This window comes from Bradyrhizobium sp. WCU1, assembly GCF_053474805.1.
The window spans coordinates 974,226-992,906 of sequence record NZ_CM130280.1 but is presented as its reverse complement, the minus strand read 5'-3'; the positions used below and the strand labels follow the sequence as shown (position 1 = coordinate 992,906).

Annotated in this window: 15 protein-coding genes; 8 read left to right on the top strand and 7 right to left on the bottom strand. The window is 65.0% G+C overall.

Translation table 11 applies throughout. The features are described 5' to 3' along the window. The first annotated feature begins 40 nt into the window (after positions 1 to 40). Positions 41 to 256 carry a hypothetical protein gene (locus ACTUWL_RS04590; protein WP_021079966.1) on the top strand — a complete coding sequence of 72 codons (216 nt, stop codon included), beginning with the start codon at positions 41 to 43 and terminating at the stop codon, positions 254 to 256. Between the two features lie 153 nt (positions 257 to 409). Continuing rightward, positions 410 to 946, top strand: a complete 537-nt coding sequence (locus ACTUWL_RS04585) for a GlcG/HbpS family heme-binding protein (RefSeq protein WP_021079967.1) — start codon at positions 410 to 412, stop codon at positions 944 to 946. Positions 947 to 1,637: 691 nt separating this feature from the next. Here the strand turns inward: ACTUWL_RS04585 and ACTUWL_RS04580 are convergent. Next, on the bottom strand, positions 1,638 to 1,925 hold the full coding sequence (locus tag ACTUWL_RS04580; RefSeq protein ID WP_021080824.1) for a hypothetical protein: 288 nt from the start codon (positions 1,923 to 1,925) through the stop codon (positions 1,638 to 1,640). A gap of 236 nt (positions 1,926 to 2,161) precedes the next feature. On the opposite strand from ACTUWL_RS04580, the gene ACTUWL_RS04575 reads away from it, so the two are divergent. The 3 genes from ACTUWL_RS04575 to ACTUWL_RS04565 all read left to right on the top strand — a co-directional run bounded on the left by ACTUWL_RS04575 (position 2,162) and on the right by ACTUWL_RS04565 (position 8,253). After that, positions 2,162 to 3,583, top strand: a complete 1,422-nt coding sequence (locus tag ACTUWL_RS04575) for a CoA transferase (RefSeq protein ID WP_021080823.1) — start codon at positions 2,162 to 2,164, stop codon at positions 3,581 to 3,583. A 223-nt stretch (positions 3,584 to 3,806) separates the two neighbouring features. After that, positions 3,807 to 4,982 carry an efflux RND transporter periplasmic adaptor subunit gene (locus ACTUWL_RS04570; protein ID WP_373012048.1) on the top strand — a complete coding sequence of 392 codons (1,176 nt, stop codon included), beginning with the start codon at positions 3,807 to 3,809 and terminating at the stop codon, positions 4,980 to 4,982. Positions 4,983 to 5,118: 136 nt separating this feature from the next. After that, positions 5,119 to 8,253: an efflux RND transporter permease subunit gene (locus ACTUWL_RS04565; RefSeq protein WP_021080821.1), complete on the top strand. Its 3,135-nt coding sequence runs from the start codon at positions 5,119 to 5,121 to the stop codon at positions 8,251 to 8,253. On the opposite strand, the gene ACTUWL_RS04560 is transcribed toward ACTUWL_RS04565, so the two are convergent. Together ACTUWL_RS04560 and ACTUWL_RS04555 are read right to left on the bottom strand one after the other, a co-directional pair. Then, entirely contained in the window at positions 8,246 to 9,163 is a 918-nt protein-coding gene (locus ACTUWL_RS04560) for an amidohydrolase family protein (protein WP_021080820.1), read from the bottom strand. The genes ACTUWL_RS04565 and ACTUWL_RS04560 overlap by 8 nt on opposite strands. 189 nt (positions 9,164 to 9,352) lie before the next feature. Continuing rightward, a complete protein-coding gene (locus ACTUWL_RS04555) occupies positions 9,353 to 10,771 on the bottom strand; it encodes a TolC family outer membrane protein (protein ID WP_291730971.1) in 1,419 nt (472 codons plus the stop codon). A gap of 239 nt (positions 10,772 to 11,010) precedes the next feature. Here ACTUWL_RS04555 and ACTUWL_RS04550 point away from each other — a divergent pair, with 239 nt between their 5' ends. Next, positions 11,011 to 12,873, top strand: coding sequence for an acetyl-CoA hydrolase/transferase C-terminal domain-containing protein (locus ACTUWL_RS04550; protein ID WP_021080818.1), 1,863 nt, complete (start codon positions 11,011 to 11,013; stop codon positions 12,871 to 12,873). Here the strand turns inward: ACTUWL_RS04550 and ACTUWL_RS04545 are convergent. Beyond that, complete coding sequence (locus ACTUWL_RS04545; protein WP_021080817.1) at positions 12,870 to 13,649, bottom strand: enoyl-CoA hydratase; 780 nt, start codon at positions 13,647 to 13,649, stop codon at positions 12,870 to 12,872. The two genes, ACTUWL_RS04550 and ACTUWL_RS04545, sit on opposite strands and share 4 nt — an antisense overlap. A 113-nt stretch (positions 13,650 to 13,762) precedes the next feature. After that, positions 13,763 to 14,434 carry a hypothetical protein gene (locus ACTUWL_RS04540; protein ID WP_021080816.1) on the bottom strand — a complete coding sequence of 224 codons (672 nt, stop codon included), beginning with the start codon at positions 14,432 to 14,434 and terminating at the stop codon, positions 13,763 to 13,765. Between the two features lie 326 nt (positions 14,435 to 14,760). Between ACTUWL_RS04540 and ACTUWL_RS04535 the strand changes: the two genes are divergently transcribed. Together ACTUWL_RS04535 and ACTUWL_RS04530 are read left to right on the top strand one after the other, a co-directional pair. Next, the gene (locus ACTUWL_RS04535) at positions 14,761 to 15,306 is read left to right on the top strand and encodes a sigma-70 family RNA polymerase sigma factor (RefSeq protein ID WP_021080815.1); all 546 of its coding nucleotides are present in this window, start codon (positions 14,761 to 14,763) and stop codon (positions 15,304 to 15,306) included. A gap of 2 nt (positions 15,307 to 15,308) precedes the next feature. After that, positions 15,309 to 15,947 (top strand): NrsF family protein, encoded by a 639-nt coding sequence (locus ACTUWL_RS04530; RefSeq protein WP_021080814.1) that lies wholly within the window; start codon positions 15,309 to 15,311, stop codon positions 15,945 to 15,947. A 16-nt stretch (positions 15,948 to 15,963) separates the two neighbouring features. On the opposite strand, the gene ACTUWL_RS04525 is transcribed toward ACTUWL_RS04530, so the two are convergent. Together ACTUWL_RS04525 and ACTUWL_RS04520 are read right to left on the bottom strand one after the other, a co-directional pair. After that, entirely contained in the window at positions 15,964 to 17,070 is a 1,107-nt protein-coding gene (locus ACTUWL_RS04525) for a DUF2336 domain-containing protein (protein WP_021080813.1), read from the bottom strand. 61 nt (positions 17,071 to 17,131) lie between these two features. After that, positions 17,132 to 18,280, bottom strand: coding sequence for a GGDEF domain-containing protein (locus tag ACTUWL_RS04520; protein ID WP_035652538.1), 1,149 nt, complete (start codon positions 18,278 to 18,280; stop codon positions 17,132 to 17,134). Between the last annotated feature and the right edge of the window lie 401 nt (positions 18,281 to 18,681).

Here is an 18,681-nt window from a genome sequence, read left to right as displayed (position 1 = left end):
GCGGAGCTCGCGTAAGACAAGGCACGAGAAGGAGACCGGGATGTCCGCAACCGAGATCGCGAAGCTTCATTTTTCAGCGGCGCTTGCCGAAGCCCAGACCGCAGGGCTCGATCACGACAGCGTCTGCCGTTCGCTGCTCGGCCTCGTTGTCTCGAAATACCTTGAAAACAGGAGCGTCGCCGACGTCCAGTCGGAGCTTCGCTTCGTCGCCGACAATTGCGATCCTGATACGGACTTCGCGTTCATGCGCCCGTAGCGCAAGCGGCGAGGGGCGTGAGCCATTATCGCAGCAATAGTGTGCGCCGCAACCAGCAGATGCCGCCTTGTGCGCCATGAACCAGTTGCTATCGTCCCGGCCGCCCGGGCGATCGATCCGGGGCCTGCAACGACAACCATTCGGGAGCATTCCATGCATTATCTCACTGCGCTCATCGGCGCGGCATGCATCGCGTTCGTCACGGCCACCGGCGGATTTGCCCAGGTGCCCTCCAATCCCGACAATCCCAACGACGTCGTCCCCGATACCCTGGCGCCGCCGCCCTATGGCGAGCCGATCAATCTCGAAACCGCCAAGAAGGTTGCGGCTGCGGCGATCGCCGAGACCCAGAAGCGCAACTGGAACGCGTTCTGCATCGCGATCGTCAATCCGTCCGGCGAGCTCGTCTATTTCGAGAAGCAGGACAACTGCCAATACGCCTCGATCGGCGTTTCGCAACACAAGGCGCGCACCACGACGCGCTATCGCCGGCCGACGCTGACGTTCGAAAACCTGATCGGCAAGGGCGCCTACTTCACCTATCTCACGACGCTCGACGACGTGATCGCCTCGCGCGGCGGCAACCTCCTGATCGTCGACGGCAAGATCGTCGGCGCCATCGGCGTCAGCGGCGGTACCGGCTCGCAGGACAATGTGATCTCGCTCGCCGGCCAGGCCGCGTTGAAGTGAGATGACGGCGTGAAACGTCTGCCGGATGCTCGGTTCGGCAGACGCTTTCATTTGTTCGGCTTTTCAGAATTTAACTTGACGCCGGACCCAACTCAGATGTTTAATGCTACCGTCTCACCCGGCACGAGGGCGCTTCGCGGTCGTCACGAACGCGGGTCGAGATGCGGTGGACGCCGATTGCGCAACTGACGAGTGTGCATGAGGCGGACGGCGAAGTCGTGTGGTCCTGACGCCCTAACGGCAGGTGTCTCGTCGCAGGACGCGAAGGCGTTTTGCGAAGGCGGTGACAAGCAAGCCCAGTCTCGCCGGGGAGAGCACGAAGTAAGCCGTAACCCATCGCGCAGGGAAAGCCGGGTTGTTTCCGGTTACACCTGTGGTCCTACCCCCGAGCTTTCTACCCATTGCTCGGGGCCCATGGGTGCGATCGGCACCCGGCTTTCCCTGCGCCCTCTGCTCAAGAGAGGGCGGAACGAACAGCAAGGCTCGGGCAAAACATGTCGCGAGAACGTAGATGTCTGCCTCACCAGCTGCGCCACATGTTTGGTGTCGTCCCTGCGAACGCAGCGACCCATAACCACAATGCTGATTGTCGTGCGACGCTGGGGCCGCAACCCTCTTCAACAACACAACCCTGTGGTTATGGGTCCCGGCCTGCGCCGGGACGACGGTTGAGTGCGAGGCTGCAGGGCGGCTACTCCACCGCAGCACCCACCGGCGGTCCGCCGGGCGGGCGGTGCAGGAAGGTGATCGATGCATAGGCGCCGACCCACGAGCCCGCTGCGGCGAAGGCGACATACACCCAGTTTTCGGTGTAACTGATCACCGCATAGGAGGAGAGCAGATACCAGATGCTGCTCCAGGTCGCCGCCGGCACGCGCTTGCGCGCCACCACCGCCGACGTAAACATGACATAGACCGCGTCGGTGGCCGCGGTCGCGATGAAAACTGCGCCGGCAGTGATGGGGTCAATGGCAGCCATTGCAACTCCTGTTCGGGGCGGTCGGAAGGCATGATCCGGAAACCTGTGAAACGGCTTTCCGAAAAGATCATGCTTAAACCAGGCGTGATCCGGAAAAATGTAAGCTGTTCTCCCCCGCGCAAACGCGGAACGCGTTTGCGCGGGGGGCATACTCAAATCAGGTATGACGATTGAGACCGGGCACCGTCTGTTTGTCATCATGCACGGGCATGGGTTAATCGCAAAGAGGAATGCGCATGCAGGACATCCGTGAAATCCTTGCCGATATCTGGACCGGCGCCGGTGGCGCAGCGTCCGCGCTCGATACGGTCAGCCTGACCGGCAGCGAGCCGCAATTGCCGTCGTCGTTTCGTGTCGCTGCCGCAGCGCAGGCGTCGATCGCAGCAAGCGGTCTTGCCGCGGCCGAGATCTGGAAAGCCCGCAGCGGCGAGAGCCAGGACGTCGCGGTCGATATCCGCCATGCCGTCGTCGAATGCCGCAGCGAGCGCTACCTGCGGGTCGACGACAAGCCGCCGCCTCCGGCCTGGGACAAGATCGCCGGCGTCTACCGCGTTCGCGACGGCCGCTTCGTCCGCCTTCACACCAATTTTCCGCATCACCGCGACGCCGTCTGCAGGGTGCTGGGCTGCGACGCCGAGCGTGACGTGGTCCAGGCCGCGCTGCTGCAATGGGATGGCGAGGCGTTCGAGACCGCGGCCTACGCCGCCGGCGGCGTCGTTGCCTTGATGCGCTCGCATGACGAATGGTCCGCGACGCCGCATGCCCAGGCGCTTGCAAAGCTGCCGCTGATCTCGATCGAGAAGATCGGCGAGGCCGCGCCAAAGCCGTGGCCTGCGGGAAAGCGGCCGCTGGCCGGCATCCGCGTGCTCGATCTGTCGCGCGTGATCGCGGGTCCGGTCGCCGGCCGTACGCTCGCGGCGCATGGCGCCGACGTGCTGCTGATCTCGGGTCCCGATCTGCCGGCGATTCCGTGGCTGACCATCGACACCGGCCGCGGCAAGCTGACGAGCTTCCTCGAGTTGCGCAGCGAGCAGGGGCGGGACGTGATGCGCGGTCTCGTGGCGCAGGCCGATATTCTCTCGCAGGGCTATCGTCCCCAGGCGATCGCGCGGCTCGGCTTCTCGGCGGAGGAAGCGGCGCGCATCAATCCCGGGATCGTCTACGTGACGCTCTCGGCCTATGGCCATGCCGGTCCGTGGGCGGAGCGGCGCGGTTTCGATTCGCTGGTGCAGACCACGACCGGGTTCAATCATGCCGAGGGGCAGGCCGCTGGTGTCGACGGCCCGAAGGAATTGCCGGCCCAGATGCTCGACCATGCCACCGGATATTTCATGGCGTTCGGCGCCATGATGGCCAAGGCCCGCCAGGCGCGCGAAGGCGGCAGCTGGCACGTCCGGGTTTCGCTGGCACAAACCGGGCGTTGGCTGTGGAACCTCGGTCGCCTTGAAGGGGGCCTTGCGACCGAGGACCTCAAGGCCGATGCAGTGCTGCCCTTCATCGAGCAGCTGCCGTCCGGCTTTGGCATGCTGAGTTCGGTCCGCCACGCGGCGGTGCTGTCGCGGACGACGGCCCATTGGTACCGTCCGGCCATGCCGCTCGGCAGTCATCCGCCGGAGTTTCCGGCTCAAGAGTCTTCTGCTCCGGAGTTTCCCGGGTGAGACATTCAGTCGCTGTTCACGCTACCCGAACTTTAACCACAGGCGTCATCGAAGTGCGATTTATAGGTTGTTTAGAGCGCCAATTCGGCACTATTAGCGCACCGCTGGGGCTGCCCCGCCGGACCTTGCAACGATCGACCTCGCGGACCGCATGCTGAGAGACATTCCCAAAAAAGTGCAGAGCCTCAGCCGCCCACGCCTGCTCGTGGCCGCTGCGGTGCTGATGGCGGCCTGCGCGGGCGCCTATGGCTACACGCGTTTCGGAACGGAAAAGCAGAGGCCTTCTGAGGTCTCCAGCCAGTCCCGCAAGGGCGGCACGCGCTATACGCCGTCGGCGGCCGAGTGGGCCAGCCTGACCTTCCAGACCGTCACCGAGCACACGTTCCGTTCCGAACTGGTGACCGAGGGCAAGATCGGGATCGATGAGGATCGCTCCACCCCGGTCTACTCGCCCTATACCGGACGCGTCACCCGCCTTTTGGTGCGGCCGGGCGATGCCGTGGTGAAGGGGCAGCCGCTGTACGTGATCGAAGCGGCCGACACCGTGCAGGCGCAGAACGACTATGTCGCTGCGATGACGGGCCTCAACAAGGCGCAGTCGGCGCTCGACCTGGCCCAGATCCAGGAGAAGCGCGCCAAGGATTTGTCCGAGGGCAAGGCGATCCCGCTGAAGGATTATCAGCAGGCGCAGGCGGCGCTGGTGCAGGCGCAGAACGATGCGCGCTCGGCGCAGACGTTGCTGGAAGCCGCGCAGAACAAGCTGCACATCCTCGGCTTCGGCGATGACGACATCACGACGCTGCAACAGAAGGGGCGCCTCAATCCGGAAACGACGGTGTTCGCGCCGATCGGCGGCACCGTGGTTCAGCGCAAGGCCGGCCCCGGCCAGTATGTCTCGACCGGTGCCAGCGACCCGGTCTACGTGATCGGCGACCTCTCGACGGTCTGGCTGATCGCCTTCGTCCGCGAATCCGACGCCGACAACGTCGCGGTCGGGCAGGACCTCAGCTTCAGCGTGATGGCGCTGCCGGGCAAGGTGCTGAACGCCCGCGTCAACTATGTCGCCGCCGCGATCGACGCGACCTCGCGCCGGCTCCTGGCCCGCGCCACCATCGACAATACCGACAAGCGGCTGAAGCCTGAGATGTTCGCCAATGTGACGCTGTATTCGAAGGGCGACCATCCGGCGGTCGGCGTGCCGAAACAGGCGCTGATCTACGAAGGCGATCAGGTTCGGGTCTGGGTCGCGCGCGCCGAGGACAAGACCATCGAACTGCGCCAGATCAAGCCCGGTCTCATCAATGGCGACCTCGTCGAGGTGGCCGGCAATCTCAAGCCGGGCGAGCAGATCGTGACGAAGGGAAGCCTCTTCATCGACCGCGCCGCGTCCGGCACCTAGGCATGATCCGGAAAAGTGCTTAGCGGTTTTCCGAAAAGACCATGCTCAAACGGTGAGAGCAGGACGACGTTTCGAAGCAAAAGTCGTCCTGTTCTTGCAATCAAGAAATCCCTTCCAGTTGAAAGTGACGATCTGAATGGATCGCCTCGTCGCCCTTGCCGTCAATCGCCGCTACTTGATGGTGGCCATGTTCATCGCCGTCTTCATCGGCGGCCTGTTCGCGTTCCAGCATCTCAATATCGAGGCCTATCCCGATCCGACCCCGCCGATGGTCGACATCGTGACCCAGAGCCCGGGCCTCTCCGCCGAGGAGATCGAGCGCTACATCACGATCCCGATCGAGACCCAGGTCGCCGGCATCAAGAACCTCAAGACCATCCGCACCATCTCGCTGTACGGCCTGTCCGACGTCAAGCTGCAGTTCTCCTTCGACTACACCTATGACGAGGCGCAGCAGCAGGTGCTCAATCGCCTGTCGCAGCTCGCGCCGCTGCCCGGCAACGTGCAGCCCGGCATCTCGCCGCTCAGCCCGATCGGTGAAATCTTCCGCTACCGGCTGAAGGGGCCGCCGAACTACAGCGTGCTCGACCTCAAGACATTGCAGGACTGGGTCCTGCAGCGCCGCTTCCGCGCGGTGCCCGGTGTGATCGACGTCACCGGCTGGGGCGGCAAGACCAAGACCTATGAGATCCAGGTCGACTTCAACAAACTGGTCGCCAACGGCCTGACGCTGCCGCAGGTGCTGCAGGCGGTCTCCAACGCCAACATCAATGTCGGCGGCAACACCGTGAACATCGGCACGCAGTCTGCCGTGGTGCGCGGCGTCGGCCTGATCCGCTCGATCGACGACCTTGCCAACACCATGATCTCGCAGTCCGGCGGCAACCCGGTGCTGGTTCGCGACATCGCTCATGTCACGATCGGCGAGAAGCCGCGGCTCGGTATCGCCGGCATCGACAGTGACGACGACATCGTACAGGGCATCGTGCTGATGCGCCGCGGCGAGCAGAGCTCGCCGACCATTGCGCGCGTCGAGCAGCTGGTCAACCAGATCAACAATTCCTCGATCCTGCCGCCTGGCGTGAAGATCGAGCGCATCTACGACCGCAAGGACCTGATCGAGCTCACCACCCACACCGTGCTGCACAACATGGTGGTCGGCATTCTCCTGATCGTGCTGTTGCAGTGGATATTCCTCGGCGACCTCCGCAGCGCGCTGATCGTCGGCGCGACCATACCGTTTGCGCTGTTCTTCGCCGTGATCATCCTGGTGCTGCGCGGCGAATCCGCCAATCTGCTGTCGGTCGGCGCGATCGATTTCGGCTTGATCGTCGATGCCACCGTGATCATGGTGGAAGCGATCTTCCGCCGGCTGTCGCAGACCACGGCGCTGTCCGACGCCGAGCAGGCGCACATCTCCGACGATACGGTCATGGGGATGAAGAGCCACGCGATCCTGTCGGCTTCCGCCGACGTGTCACGGTCGATCTTCTTTGCCGCCGCGATCATCATCGCCGCGTTTCTGCCGCTGTTCACGCTGAGCGGCGTCGAAGGCAACATCTTCGGCCCGATGGCGCGTACCTATGCCTACGCGCTGGCCGGCGGTCTGCTGGCAACGTTCACCGTAACCCCGGCGCTGAGCGCCATCATCCTGCCGGCGCATATCCACGAGACCGAGACCTGGATCGTCAAGAAGCTCGATGCGATCTACCTGCCGGTGCTGAACTGGGCGATTGCCAACCGCAAGATCGTGATGACCGGTGCGGCCGCCCTCGTGGTCACGACCATCGTCTTCGCCCGCTTCCTGGGTCTCGAATTCCTGCCCAAGCTGGAAGAGGGCAATCTGTGGATCCGCGCCACGCTGCCGCCGACGATCTCGCTGCAGGAAGGCAACGCCTACGTCAACGAGATGCGGAAACTGATCCGCAGCCGTCCCGAGGTGGTGTCGGTGGTGTCGCAGCATGGCCGTCCCGACGACGGCACCGACGCGGCCGGCCTGTTCAACGCTGAATTCTTCGCGCCGCTGAAGCCTGCCGGCGACTGGCCCGACACCCATGACAAGGATGTGCTGACCGCGCAATTGCTGGCGCAGCTGCAGGAGAAATTTCCGGGCGTCGAGTTCAATTTCTCGCAATATCTGCAGGACAACGTCTCGGAGGCGGTGTCCGGCGTGAAGGGCGAGAACTCGATCAAGCTCTACGGCAACGATCTGCAGGCGCTGACCGACACCGCCAACAAGATCAAGTCCGTGCTGGCGACCGTGCAGGGCGTCACCGACCTTGCGGTATTCACCTCGCTCGGCCAGCCGACGATCCAGATCGACGTCGATCGCGTGCGTGCCGCGCGCTATGGCCTCGCGCCGGGTGACATCAACGCCACCATCAAGGTCGCGGTCGGCGGCGATGCCGCCGGTGACCTCTATGAGTCCGGCAGCGACCGGCACTTCCCGATCATCGTCCGGCTCGCGCCGGAATATCGCAAGAGCGCGGAGGCGATCCAGAATTTGCGGATCGGGGTGGCGAACGCCAATGGCGGCATCACGCAGATCCCGCTCAGCGAAGTGGCCTCGATCAACCTGATCTCCGGCGCGGCCTATATCTACCGCGAGCAGCAGGAGCGTTATCTGCCGATCAAGTTCTCGGTACGCGAGCGCGATCTCGGCAGTGCGATCCGCGAGGCGCAGCAGAAGGTCGAGCAGCAGGTCCAGTTGCCGCCGGGGTCCCGCGTCGAGTGGGTCGGTGAGTTCGGCAATCTGCAGGATGCGATCAAGCGGCTGTCGATCGTGGTGCCGATCAGCCTCGCGCTGATCGCCGTGCTGCTGTTCTTCAATTTCGGCTCGATGGTCGACACCATGCTCGCGATGAGCGTGATTCCGATGGCGATCTTCGGCGGCGTGCTCGGGCTGCTGATCTCGGGCATCCCGTTCAGCGTCTCGGCGGCGATCGGCTTCATCGCGCTGTTCGGCATCGCCGTGATGGACGGCATCATCATCCTGTCGCAGTTCAACCAGCTGATCGACGAGGGCTATGATCGGATGCGCGCGGTGATCCGAACCGGCGAGTTGCAGCTTCGCCCCGTCCTGATGACCTGCGTGGTCGCGGGCGTCGGCCTGCTGCCGGCGGCGGTGTCGGAGGGCATCGGCTCGCAGGTGCAGAAGCCGCTCGCCATCGTCGTCGTCACCGGCATGATGGTGGCGCCGCTGGTGATCCTGATCACGCTGCCGGTGCTGATCTCCTACTTCTCGCGCCGGCCGAAGGACAACGTCAGGTGAAGCCGTAGAGTCGCGCCGGATTGTCAACCAAAATGGTCTTGCGCACCTTGGCATCAGGCGCCCAGACCGGAAGCTGGTTGAGGAGGCGGCCGTCATCGATCTGATACAGCGGCGTCACGTCGGTGACCTTCCTGCCCGCCGGCGTCACCGAATCCGGGTGCGGCCAGTCGGTGCCCCAGATGATGCGTTCCGCGTTGGCCGCGATCAGCGCCTGGGCCAGCGGCGCGGCGTCGGCATAGTCGGGCGCGAGCCTGGAGGCGCGGTAGGCACCGGAAATCTTGACGTAGGCCTTGCCCGATTTTACCAGCGCCAGGAGGTCGTCAAATCCCGGCTGACCGGTGCCGAGCGCGGCCTCGGCGCCGCCGAAATGGTCGAACACCACGGGCACCGGCGCAGCCGCGACCAGGTCCTTGATCGCGGTGATCATCGCGAGGCTGGTGAACAGCTGGACATGCCAGCCGCGCGCCTTCATCCGTTCGATCGCGGCCGAGAAGCGCTGCCGCCCGAGATTGGGATCGTTGACGCCGCCGGTGGCGAGGTTGAGGCGGATGCCGCGGAAGCCGGCCTTCTGCATGGTATCGAGATCGCTCTCGCTGGTCTTGTCGTCGATCACGGCGACGCCGCGCGCCGTCGGGCCGCGCGCCGTCATGCCGAACAGGGTCGAGGAGTTGTCCGGGCCGTAGACGCTCGGGGTTACGATCACCACGCGCTCGACATGCAGCGCCTTGTGCAGCGCGCTCATCTCCTCCGGCGAGGCCGGTTCCGGGGTATAGACGCGGCCGGCGAAGAACGGGAATTTCTCGGGATCGCCGTGGATGTGGGTGTGGCAGTCGCACGCACCGGCAGGCACGTCGAAGTTCACCGGGGTCGATGGTTGCGCTGCCTTGGAAGATGCTTGGCTGCCGGTCATGGTCACTCACGCTGCGATGGAAGCCAGCATCATATCGCGTCGCGTCAGCATTGGACGTCTCCCTGCGTGCTCGGCTGTTATGCGCGCACGACGTGCGCCGGCATTATCGGTTGCCTGCGGGAGCGGAGGTTATCGGCGGAGAGAGCGGGTGGAAAGGGCCGGTCCGCGCTGCGACCGCTGCCGCAAGGCCTATTGTCCCGACGGCGTCCGCAGGCCGTGCCAGGCATCGCGCACCTGATGGTAGTGCACCTCGGGCAGGTAGTCGGGTGTCTTGAGATTGAGCGTCTTGACGTCGAGGCGGCCGATCGCGCTGAGCAGCGTGTAGGAGGCGATCACGCGGTCGCGCTGCGCGCCGATCAGCCGGGCTCGCGCCGTGATCAAATCCTGCTGAGCATTGAGCACGTCGACCGTGGTACGCTGGCCGCCGGCGGCTTCCTTCTGCACGCCGGCCAGCGCGACTTCGGCGGCCTTCACCTCGGACTCGGAGGCCGACACCGCGACCTTGGCGCCTTCGTTGGCGACCCACGCACTGACCACGGCGGTCTTGGCCTGATTGCGGACCTGATCGAGCACGAGGCGGCTCTGCGTTGCCACTTCCTTGGCCTGCCGGGTCTGCGAGGCTGCGGTGCCGCCGTCATAGATCGGTTGCGTGATCTGGCCGATCACCGAGGCCTGATCGGTCCCGAACGTGCTGAGCGAGGTGTCGGAGTCGCGGTTCTTGCTGACGCTGCCCTGCACGGTGACGTTCGGCATCAGGCTGCTCTCGGCGACGCGGATCGAGGTCGAGGCGACGTCGACGTCGAAACCTGCGGCGGTCACGGCGGGATGCTCGCGCAGCGCCAGCCCGATCGCATCCTCGCGGCTGCGCGGCAGCAGCCGGTCGGTGGTATCGGCGGGCCGCAATTGCGACGGCGGGTTGCCGACCACCTGCGCATAGGTGGCCTGGCTGACCGCGAAGTTGACCTCGGCGGCGTTGAGATCGGCAAGGCCGCGGTTGAGGCGCGCCTCGGCCTGGGCGGTATCGGTCGGCGTGACGTCGCCGGCATTGAGGCGACGCAGCGTGATCGCGTGGGTCTCCTTCAGGAAGGCGACGTTGGCGCGCTGCGCCTCGACCAGCGTCTGGTTGGCGAGCACGTTGGTATAAGCGGTGACGGCATCGAGCAGCACGCCCTGGCCGACATTGCGCAGCGCCTCGCGGCCGGACTGCACCTGCAACTCGGCGACGCGGACGCTGTTGGCGGTCTTGAAGCCGTTGAACAGGGTCTGGGTGACGGTCAGGCCGATCTGCCAGGGCTTCAGCGTCGCGGTCTGCAGGACATTGCCGGGCAATTGGTCGCGGACAGCCTGGAGGCCTGCCGAAAGGCTTGCGGCAACCTGCGGGCGATAGCCTGCCAGTGCCTGCGGCACGTTCTCATCGGTCGCACGCTGGCGCGCCCGCTCGGCATTGAGCTGCGGATTGGTCTGATACGCCTTGACCAGCGCTTCCGGCAGGCTCTCGGCGCGGGCAGCGGTATCAGCCAGCAGCGCGCATGCCAATGCGCCAAGGCCGATGCCCGACAAGAATACGCGCCTCGCTACGTCGCCAATATCAGCGGTACGCTCAACCATGTGATCCCGCAAACCAAAACCCCGGCAGCCGGCCTTCGCCGGCGCCCACACATCTACCTGTTTAGGGGGCAGTGCCGCCACACGCAAACCGCCGCACGACATCTGCACATCATTTCGATTCTTGTCTGTTGCCGGCTCGTCACAGGCGAACGCAACTGTCATATGAAGTATAAGTTTGAACCGCACGCCGCCGATTGAGCGGCGCCGGTTATCCACCGTCTCCACCGGGTCCATTGCTGATGCCCATCTTGTTCTCCGACCCCGAGGCGATCGCGGAGCACATCATTCGTGATGTCGGAACCGAACTGGTGGTCGGGCTGCCGCTCGGCCTCGGCAAGGCCAACCACATCGTCAATGCGCTGTATGCGCGGGCGGTCGCCGACCGTTCCGTCAACCTGACGCTGTTCTCGGCGCTGACGCTGGAAAAGCCGAAGCCGAACAGCCTGCTCGAACGGCGCTTCATCGGTCCGGTGATCGATCGCCTGTTCGGCGGTTATCCGGAGCTCGCTTATGCCGATGCTTTACATCGCGGTGTGCTGCCGCCCAACGTCAAGGTGATCGAGTTCTTCTTCCTCGCCGGGCAATGGCTGTATCAGCCCTTCGCGCAGCAGAACTACATTTCCGCGAACTATACCCACGCGGCATCGTACCTGCTGTCGCGCGGGCTGAATGTCGTTCCACAGCTGGTCGCCAAGCGCGTCGTCGACGGCGTGCCGCGCTACAGTTTGAGCTGCAACACCGATACGACGCTCGATGTGCTGCGCGCCCGCGCGCAGGGCCGGGCGTCATTCAAGCTGTTCGGCCAGGTCAATTCGGAACTGCCGTTCATGCCGGGACCCGGCGATCTGCCGGCGGATGAATTCGCCGCCGTGCTCGACAGTCCCGACACCGATTTCCCGCTGTTCGCGCCGCCGTCCGAGCCGATCAGCGACACCAAATATGCGATCGGATTGTATGCCGCCGGTCTGGTCCGCGACGGCGGCACGCTGCAGATCGGGATCGGGCAGGTCGGTGATGCGCTGGCGCAGGGGCTCGTGATCCGCCACCGCGACAACGTTCAATTCCACAGCGTCATGCAGCGTCTTGCGCCCGGTACCGCACAGCTCGCAGCTGCCGAGACCGGGCCATTCGAGAAGGGCCTCTATGGCGTCAGCGAGATGCTGTTCGAGGCGTTCCTCGGATTGATCGACTCCGGCATCCTGAAGCGCGACGTCGATGGTGTGATCCTGCACGGCGCATTCTTCCTGGGCCCGCAATCCTTCTATCGCGCGCTGCGCGAGATGACACCCGAGCAACTGGCGCGCATTCAGATGATGCCGGTGTCCTTCACCAACGAGATCTTCGGCGACGAGGCGGGCAAGCGCCGCGCCCGCGTCGATGCCCGATTCGTCAACAACGCGATGATGGCGACGCTGCTGGGCGCTGCGATCTCCGACGGGCTCGACAACGGCCAGGTCGTAAGCGGCGTCGGCGGCCAGTACAATTTCGTGGCGCAGGCATTCGCGCTCGAGGGCGCGCGCTCGGTGCTGGCGCTGGAGGCAACCCGTCAGTCCGGCAGGCAAACGCAGTCCAACATTCGCTGGTCTTATGGCCACGAGACCATTCCGCGCCACCTGCGCGATATCTTCGTCACCGAATATGGCGTCGCCGACGTCAGAGGGAAATCCGATGCCGACGTGATCGCCGCGATGCTGCGGGTGTCGGATTCCCGGTTCCAAGGCGAGTTGATGCGGCAGGCCAAGGATGCCGGCAAGTTGCCGCGCAGCCACGAGATCGCGGCCGCTCACCGCGAGAATTATCCCGAACGCATCAGCGCTGCGCTGAAGCCCGCGCGCGACGCCGGGCTGCTGCCGTCATTCCCGTTCGGCAGCGATTTCACCGACGTCGAGCAGCGGCTGATCCCGGCGCTGCAGATCCTGCAGCGGGCGCAGCGAACGCCGCTGCAACTCGCCGGCCTGCTGTGGCAGGGGATGCGGCATCCGCCCGATGCCGCCGACCGCGAATGCCTGGCGCGGCTCGGCCTCGACAAGCCGACGCACGTCGCCGAGCGCGCCTATCGCGCGCTCGTCACCGCGGCATTGCAGAGGAGCCGAAGGAGTTAGCGATTCTTGTTGACCGGCTTGCGCTTCTCGATGAAGGCCGCCATGCCCTCGGAGCGATCCTCGAGCGCGAAGGTCGAGTGGAACAGGTTGCGCTCGACATTCATGCCTTCCGACAGCGGCGTCTCGAAGGCGCGGTTGACGGCTTCCTTGGCCATCGCTGCGGCCGGACGCGACATCGAGGCGATCTTCTCGGCCGCGGCGAGCGCCTCTTCCATCAGCTTGTCGGCCGGTATGATCCGCGACACCAGGCCCGAGCGCTCGGCTTCCGCTGCGTCCATCATCCGTCCGGTGAGGCAGAGGTCCATCGCCTTCGACTTGCCGATCGCACGGGTCAGGCGCTGCGTGCCGCCGATGCCGGGAATGGTGCCGAGGGTGATTTCCGGCTGGCCGAACTTGGCATTGTCGGCGGCGAGGATGATGTCGCACATCATCGCGAGCTCACAGCCGCCGCCGAGCGCGTAACCCGCGACCGCTGCAATGGTCGGCTTGCGGCAACGCGCGACGCGGTCGCCGCCGATCGCGGTGAAGTCGCTGTTGAACATGTCGATGAAGCCCTTCGGCTGCATCTCCTTGATGTCGGCGCCGGCCGCGAAGGCCTTCTCGCTGCCGGTGATCAGGATGCAGCCGATCTTGTCGTCGGCCTCGAGATCGTCGACCGCCGCGGCGATCTCGCGGAACACGCCGAACGAGAGCGCATTCAGCATTTTCGGCCGGTTCAGCGTGATGACGCCGACCGGTCCCTTGCTTTCGACGATGATGAATTCGAACGTAGCCATGACGCAAACCCCGTGCCTGATTTGGCGGGCAATGTGCCCGCTGGCGGGATGCGCTTCAAGTGGCTGAAACGAGGCTTCGGGCCGCGGTGCGGCGCTACCCTGCGCCGCAGCCGCTAGGCCATGAACATGCGCGCGGCGGAAGCCACCGTGAGCAGGGCGCCGAACCCGATGAAGATCTTCCCGATCAGCGAGGTCTGGTCCAGGCTCGCGCTGTCGCTGCTCGCGAGGACCGGGGCCGGCTTGGGCGCTGCGACGGCGGCGGGCGGCGACGACGCGGGCGCCTCCTGCTGGGCGGTCTGCGGCTGAGCCGGTTGCGGCTGCTCCTGCTGCAGGGCCCGGTCGAGGTCGTTGAGCTGGTCCGATGCGACCACGCTGCCGTCGGGCTGCGCGTCGGCGGGCTTGTCGGAGGCGGCCATCACCGGATTGACGCTGGCGGGCGGGGGGCTCGCATTGCCGTCGCCGGAGGTCAGCTCCGCATTGGCATTGGCGACCGTGGCCGGCATGCCGACCGACGTCACGCTGCCGGCATCCTTGCCGGCGGCCTTCTTGCTCTCGGATTTGTCGGCCGGCCTGTCAGCGGATTTGGAGGAGCTGTGACGCGCGTGGCGCCGGACATGCCGCGAACTCTGCTGTGCGGACTTGTCGGTCGTTGCGTTGTCGGATTTCGCTGCGGATGCGTCCGAACCGGCCGCATGCGCCGGCAATGGAATGGCAAGACAGATAGCGAACCCGGTCAGCCCCGTCGCAACCATCAAGGCCAAGTGCCGGCTGGCTTTGATCTTCATTCTGATGATCTCCCCATTTCGCCCGTTCCAAAGCCGAAATGAGACCCTGCTGCGTGTCCACACCGGGGCAAAAAAAGGGAATCTTCGGGCCTCAAGGGGCAAAAGCTGGGCAATTTCCGTCCCGGCGGGTGATCGGTGGCAGCTCCCCGATGCTTGTCGGACCGATCGGTGTTATGAGCCGTGGCGTCTGGGAAACCCGCCGGAATGATTCTGGGGCCGATCTCCCGGCGCGGCCTAGCCGGAGATCGCGATCACGTGTTCGTGATGTCCTCGGTTGGTCGCGTAACGAACTGAAAGATCGGCCGAATTGCTATTCAGGAGCCTGCGTGCGCGAACGTGAGGATGAATGGACCGACCTGATGCGGTTGGCCATTTCTGGCGATGACGCAGCATATCATCGGCTGCTCAAGGCCATCACGCCGGTCCTCCGCGCCGCAGCGCGACGTGGCCTGGCGCGCGCGGGACAACCGGTCGATCAGTCCGAGGACATCGTGCAGGACATCTTGTTGGCGGTGCATTTGAAGCGACAGACTTGGGACACCAGCGCGCCGTTCGCGCCGTGGCTGTTCGCGATCGCGCGCAACAAGCTGATCGACGCGCTGCGCCGTCGCGGCAAGCGCATCTTCGTCAATATCGATGACTTCGCCGAGACGCTGCCGGGGGAAACGCCGGAGCCGACGGCATCGCCCGGTGAGGTCACCGCCCAGTTGCAGGCCTTGCCCGCGCGTCAGCGCGACGTGCTGCAATCGATCGCGGTCGACAGCGCCTCGATCAAGGACACCGCGGCGAAATTCTCGATGACCGAAGGTGCGGTGCGGGTCGCGCTGCATCGTGGACTTGCGAGCCTCACCGAGAAATTACGGGATCGTTGAGCATGGATACCGATCAACTCATTCGAACCCTTGCCGCCGACAATGCCTATCGCGCGCGCCCGATCGGTCTTGCGCTGATGCTGGCGCTGCTGGCGGCGGCGCCGGTCTCGCTCTTGATCTTCTTCGCCGAACTCGGCGTGCGGCCCGACGTGATGACCGCAATGCATAATCCGTTCTTCGACCTGAAGTTCGCGGTGACGCTGGCGCTCGCCGCCTCGGCGATCGCGGTCAGCCTGCATCTGTCGCGGCCGGAAGCCTCGCTGCGCAGCTTCGGCTGGTGGCTGCTGATTCCCGCCGGCATCCTCGTTGCCGCGATCAGCGGCGAGATGATGATGCCGCAGCGCACGCCGATGATGACGCGCCTGATCGGCAAGAATTCGATGGCGTGCATGACCGCGATCCCCGCGATGTCGTTGCCGTTGCTGATCGGCGCGCTGTACGGGCTCAGACAAGGTGCGCCGGCGCGGCCGGCGGTCGCCGGCGCGGTGGCCGGCTTGCTCTCGGCAGGGCTCGCGGCAACCGTCTATGCGTCGCATTGCACGGATGACTCGCCGCTGTTCGTCGCCACCTGGTACACGTTGGCGACCGCGATCGTCGCGAGCGTCGGCGCGCTGATGGGAAAGCGGGCGCTCAGGTATTGACCGATTGGAGCCCGGATCAGGCCGCGGGCGCGGATTGCTGCATGCGATGGAAGCGCAGCACCTGCTGCGCGGTCGATGGCCGCAGCCGCTCATAGGTATCCTTGCAGGCCTGCAAGTCGGTCGGCTCGCCGCCCGAGATGTCGTCGCGCAGATTGATGATCGATCGCACCGTCGACCATGACAGGCCCGACACCTTGGCCAGGATCATCACGCCCTCGGCGCGGGTTTCGATCATCATGTTCTCGGCGACGCTGACCGAGACATTGGCGAGCGCGGCAAGCGAGGCATTGGTCTCGTCGAACTTGCCGGCCTCGGCGAAGGCCGCAAGCTGGAACTCGTCGAGCCGGCCGTCCTGGTAGAGCGACTTGACCAGCGCATGTGCGATCGTGGTGTCCGGCGTGACGCCGGCGGGCGCCGAGCGCGCGCGCCGCGTCGCTTCCTTCACCGCGATCGGAATCTCCTTGGCCTGCTGCGGATTGGCGGCCTCGAGCCGCTGCCTGACGGCGTCCGAGGCCTTGGCGACCAGCTTGAGATAGAGATGTCGCGGGATGTTCGGGCGCAGGCCGACGCAGGTCGACAGATTGTCGTCGCCCTCGGCGCGGCTGACCAGACGGGTGAAACCGCGCTCGGTGAACTCCGCGCCGGGATTGTTGACCGCGCTCTGGATCACCTCGTCGTTGCCGCGCAACACAAGCACGTCGGTGACGGCGCCGCTCAGCGTCTTCCGGTTCGAAATCGCGAGCAGGTGCGCCTGACTCTTGCTGCGCGCCGTCTCGATCAGGGTGTCGTCGTCGAGCCGCGGCGACAGCGTCAGCACGGGGCCTGCGACCTCGATCAGGTCGTCGAATGCCAGGGTGCGGATGGTCTGCGGGGGCGCGGTGTCGATCGGGGCGAGGCGGTTGGCGAGCAGCGCCTTGGCCGAGTTTTCGATGTGTTCGAGCAGGCATTGGAACACGTCGTCGAACAGCACGATCTGCTCGTTCGAATAGTTCACCGAGCCGTTGATGAAGAGGTCGGTCACCCGGCGCAGCGTCTCGACACGGCGTGCGACGGTGCCGTGCGCGAGCGTCGTCTGCAACTCGTCGAGCAGGCTTTCGGGTGCGGTCTCGGGCTTCAAACTCATGACTCTGTCCTGGAGCGGTGGCGACGGATTCTCCGGCGCCGAATATGAAAATGAAAGGGTGTCAGGCGCTGGCGATGCGGTTGCGTCCTCTCGCCTTGGCCGCGTAAAGCGCGCCATCGGCGCGGGCGAGCAATGTGTCGGAGTTTTCGTGCGGCTTGAGCGTCGTGACGCCTGCGGAGATCGTCACCCGCATGCCCGGCGAAAATGCGCTCCAGTCGAGATCGGCGATGATCGCGCGCAGCCGCTCGAGCGCGCGCATCGCCTGATCCTGCGACAGGTCGGGCAGCACCAGCAGGAATTCCTCGCCGCCATAGCGGCCGAAGCGGTCGATGCTGCGGAGATTGGCGAACATGCCGATGGCGAAGGTGCGCAGCGCCTCGTCGCCGATCGGATGACCGTAGATGTCGTTGATGCGCTTGAAATGGTCGAGGTCGATCAACGCCACGGCGCAGGAACTGCCGTTGCGGGCGCAGCGCGCGATCTCGTCCTCGAGGGTGCGCATGATGCTGCGGCGATTGGAGGTGCCGGTCAGCTCGTCGAGCTCGGCGAGCTCCTCGATGCGCCGATAGGCCTCCTTCAGCTTCTTTCCGCCCTGGTACAGTGACTGCTGCATCGAGCTCGACAAGATGCCGAGATACATGCAGCGCCCGATCGTCAGCGCGAATACCAGCATGGTGGCGAGACGGTCGATCCGGGAGCCGGTCGGCATCCCGATCTCCTTGTCGGTTCCGAGGAACAGCGCGGCGAGGCCCAGCACCATGATGGTCCAGACGACAGCGGTTTGCCGCGCCGAGGTACGCAGCGCACCGAAGCTGAACACCACGAACAGGTTGCAGAGGAACAGCACGCCGACTTCCGGCGCGATGTAGGTGAACACCAGCAGGTTCACCATGTTGACGGCCGATTGCGGCGCGACCAGATAGTGGTCGCGGAAGCGCTCGTGAAAGCCGCGCTCCGAGAGCAGGACATAGACCGCGACGAGGGAGAGGCCGGTCAGGGCATAGCTCGCCGCCACCAGGATCGACGTGGTGCCGGCATGCGCGTAGATCATCAGGACGACGGCATCGAGCACGAAGCAGGCGCCGATCATTGATTGGATCTGGCGGCGCTGCCTCGCTCGGCGCGCCAGGCGCTCGACCGTCAACCTGGGACGGCCGCTTTCCGATGCGCCCGCGGTCTGGCTGGGAAGTGAAGACGCAGCGCTGCCCATGGTCTCGCCATTGGTGAAATCCGGCGAAAATCTACGTGGGAAAGCCTTTAGGTTTGGTATCTTTTGAAACCGAATCTGCTCCGATGGAACCCGGTCATCACCCTTGTTTCGTAAGGGAAATCCGCTCGCCGATCGGGGGCGGGAGCGAGCGCGTCGGGGGCTTGCGCCGACGCCGGCTGCGCAACGGCGCTGGCGTGCCGGCAAAGCCTTGGTATGGTCGCGCAGCATGGCGCGAGTCCGCGAGAGTTTTCGCTATTATGATACCGTTTGTCGAGCCTCCGGCGATTTTTCCTCCTTGGGATCGCCGACTGTGTCATAGGTCACACATGCGGTCCGCACATTGCCGTAATGTGAAGAATCTTGGCTCTCGCGTCGAACCACGCACCACCCCCCTCAGACCA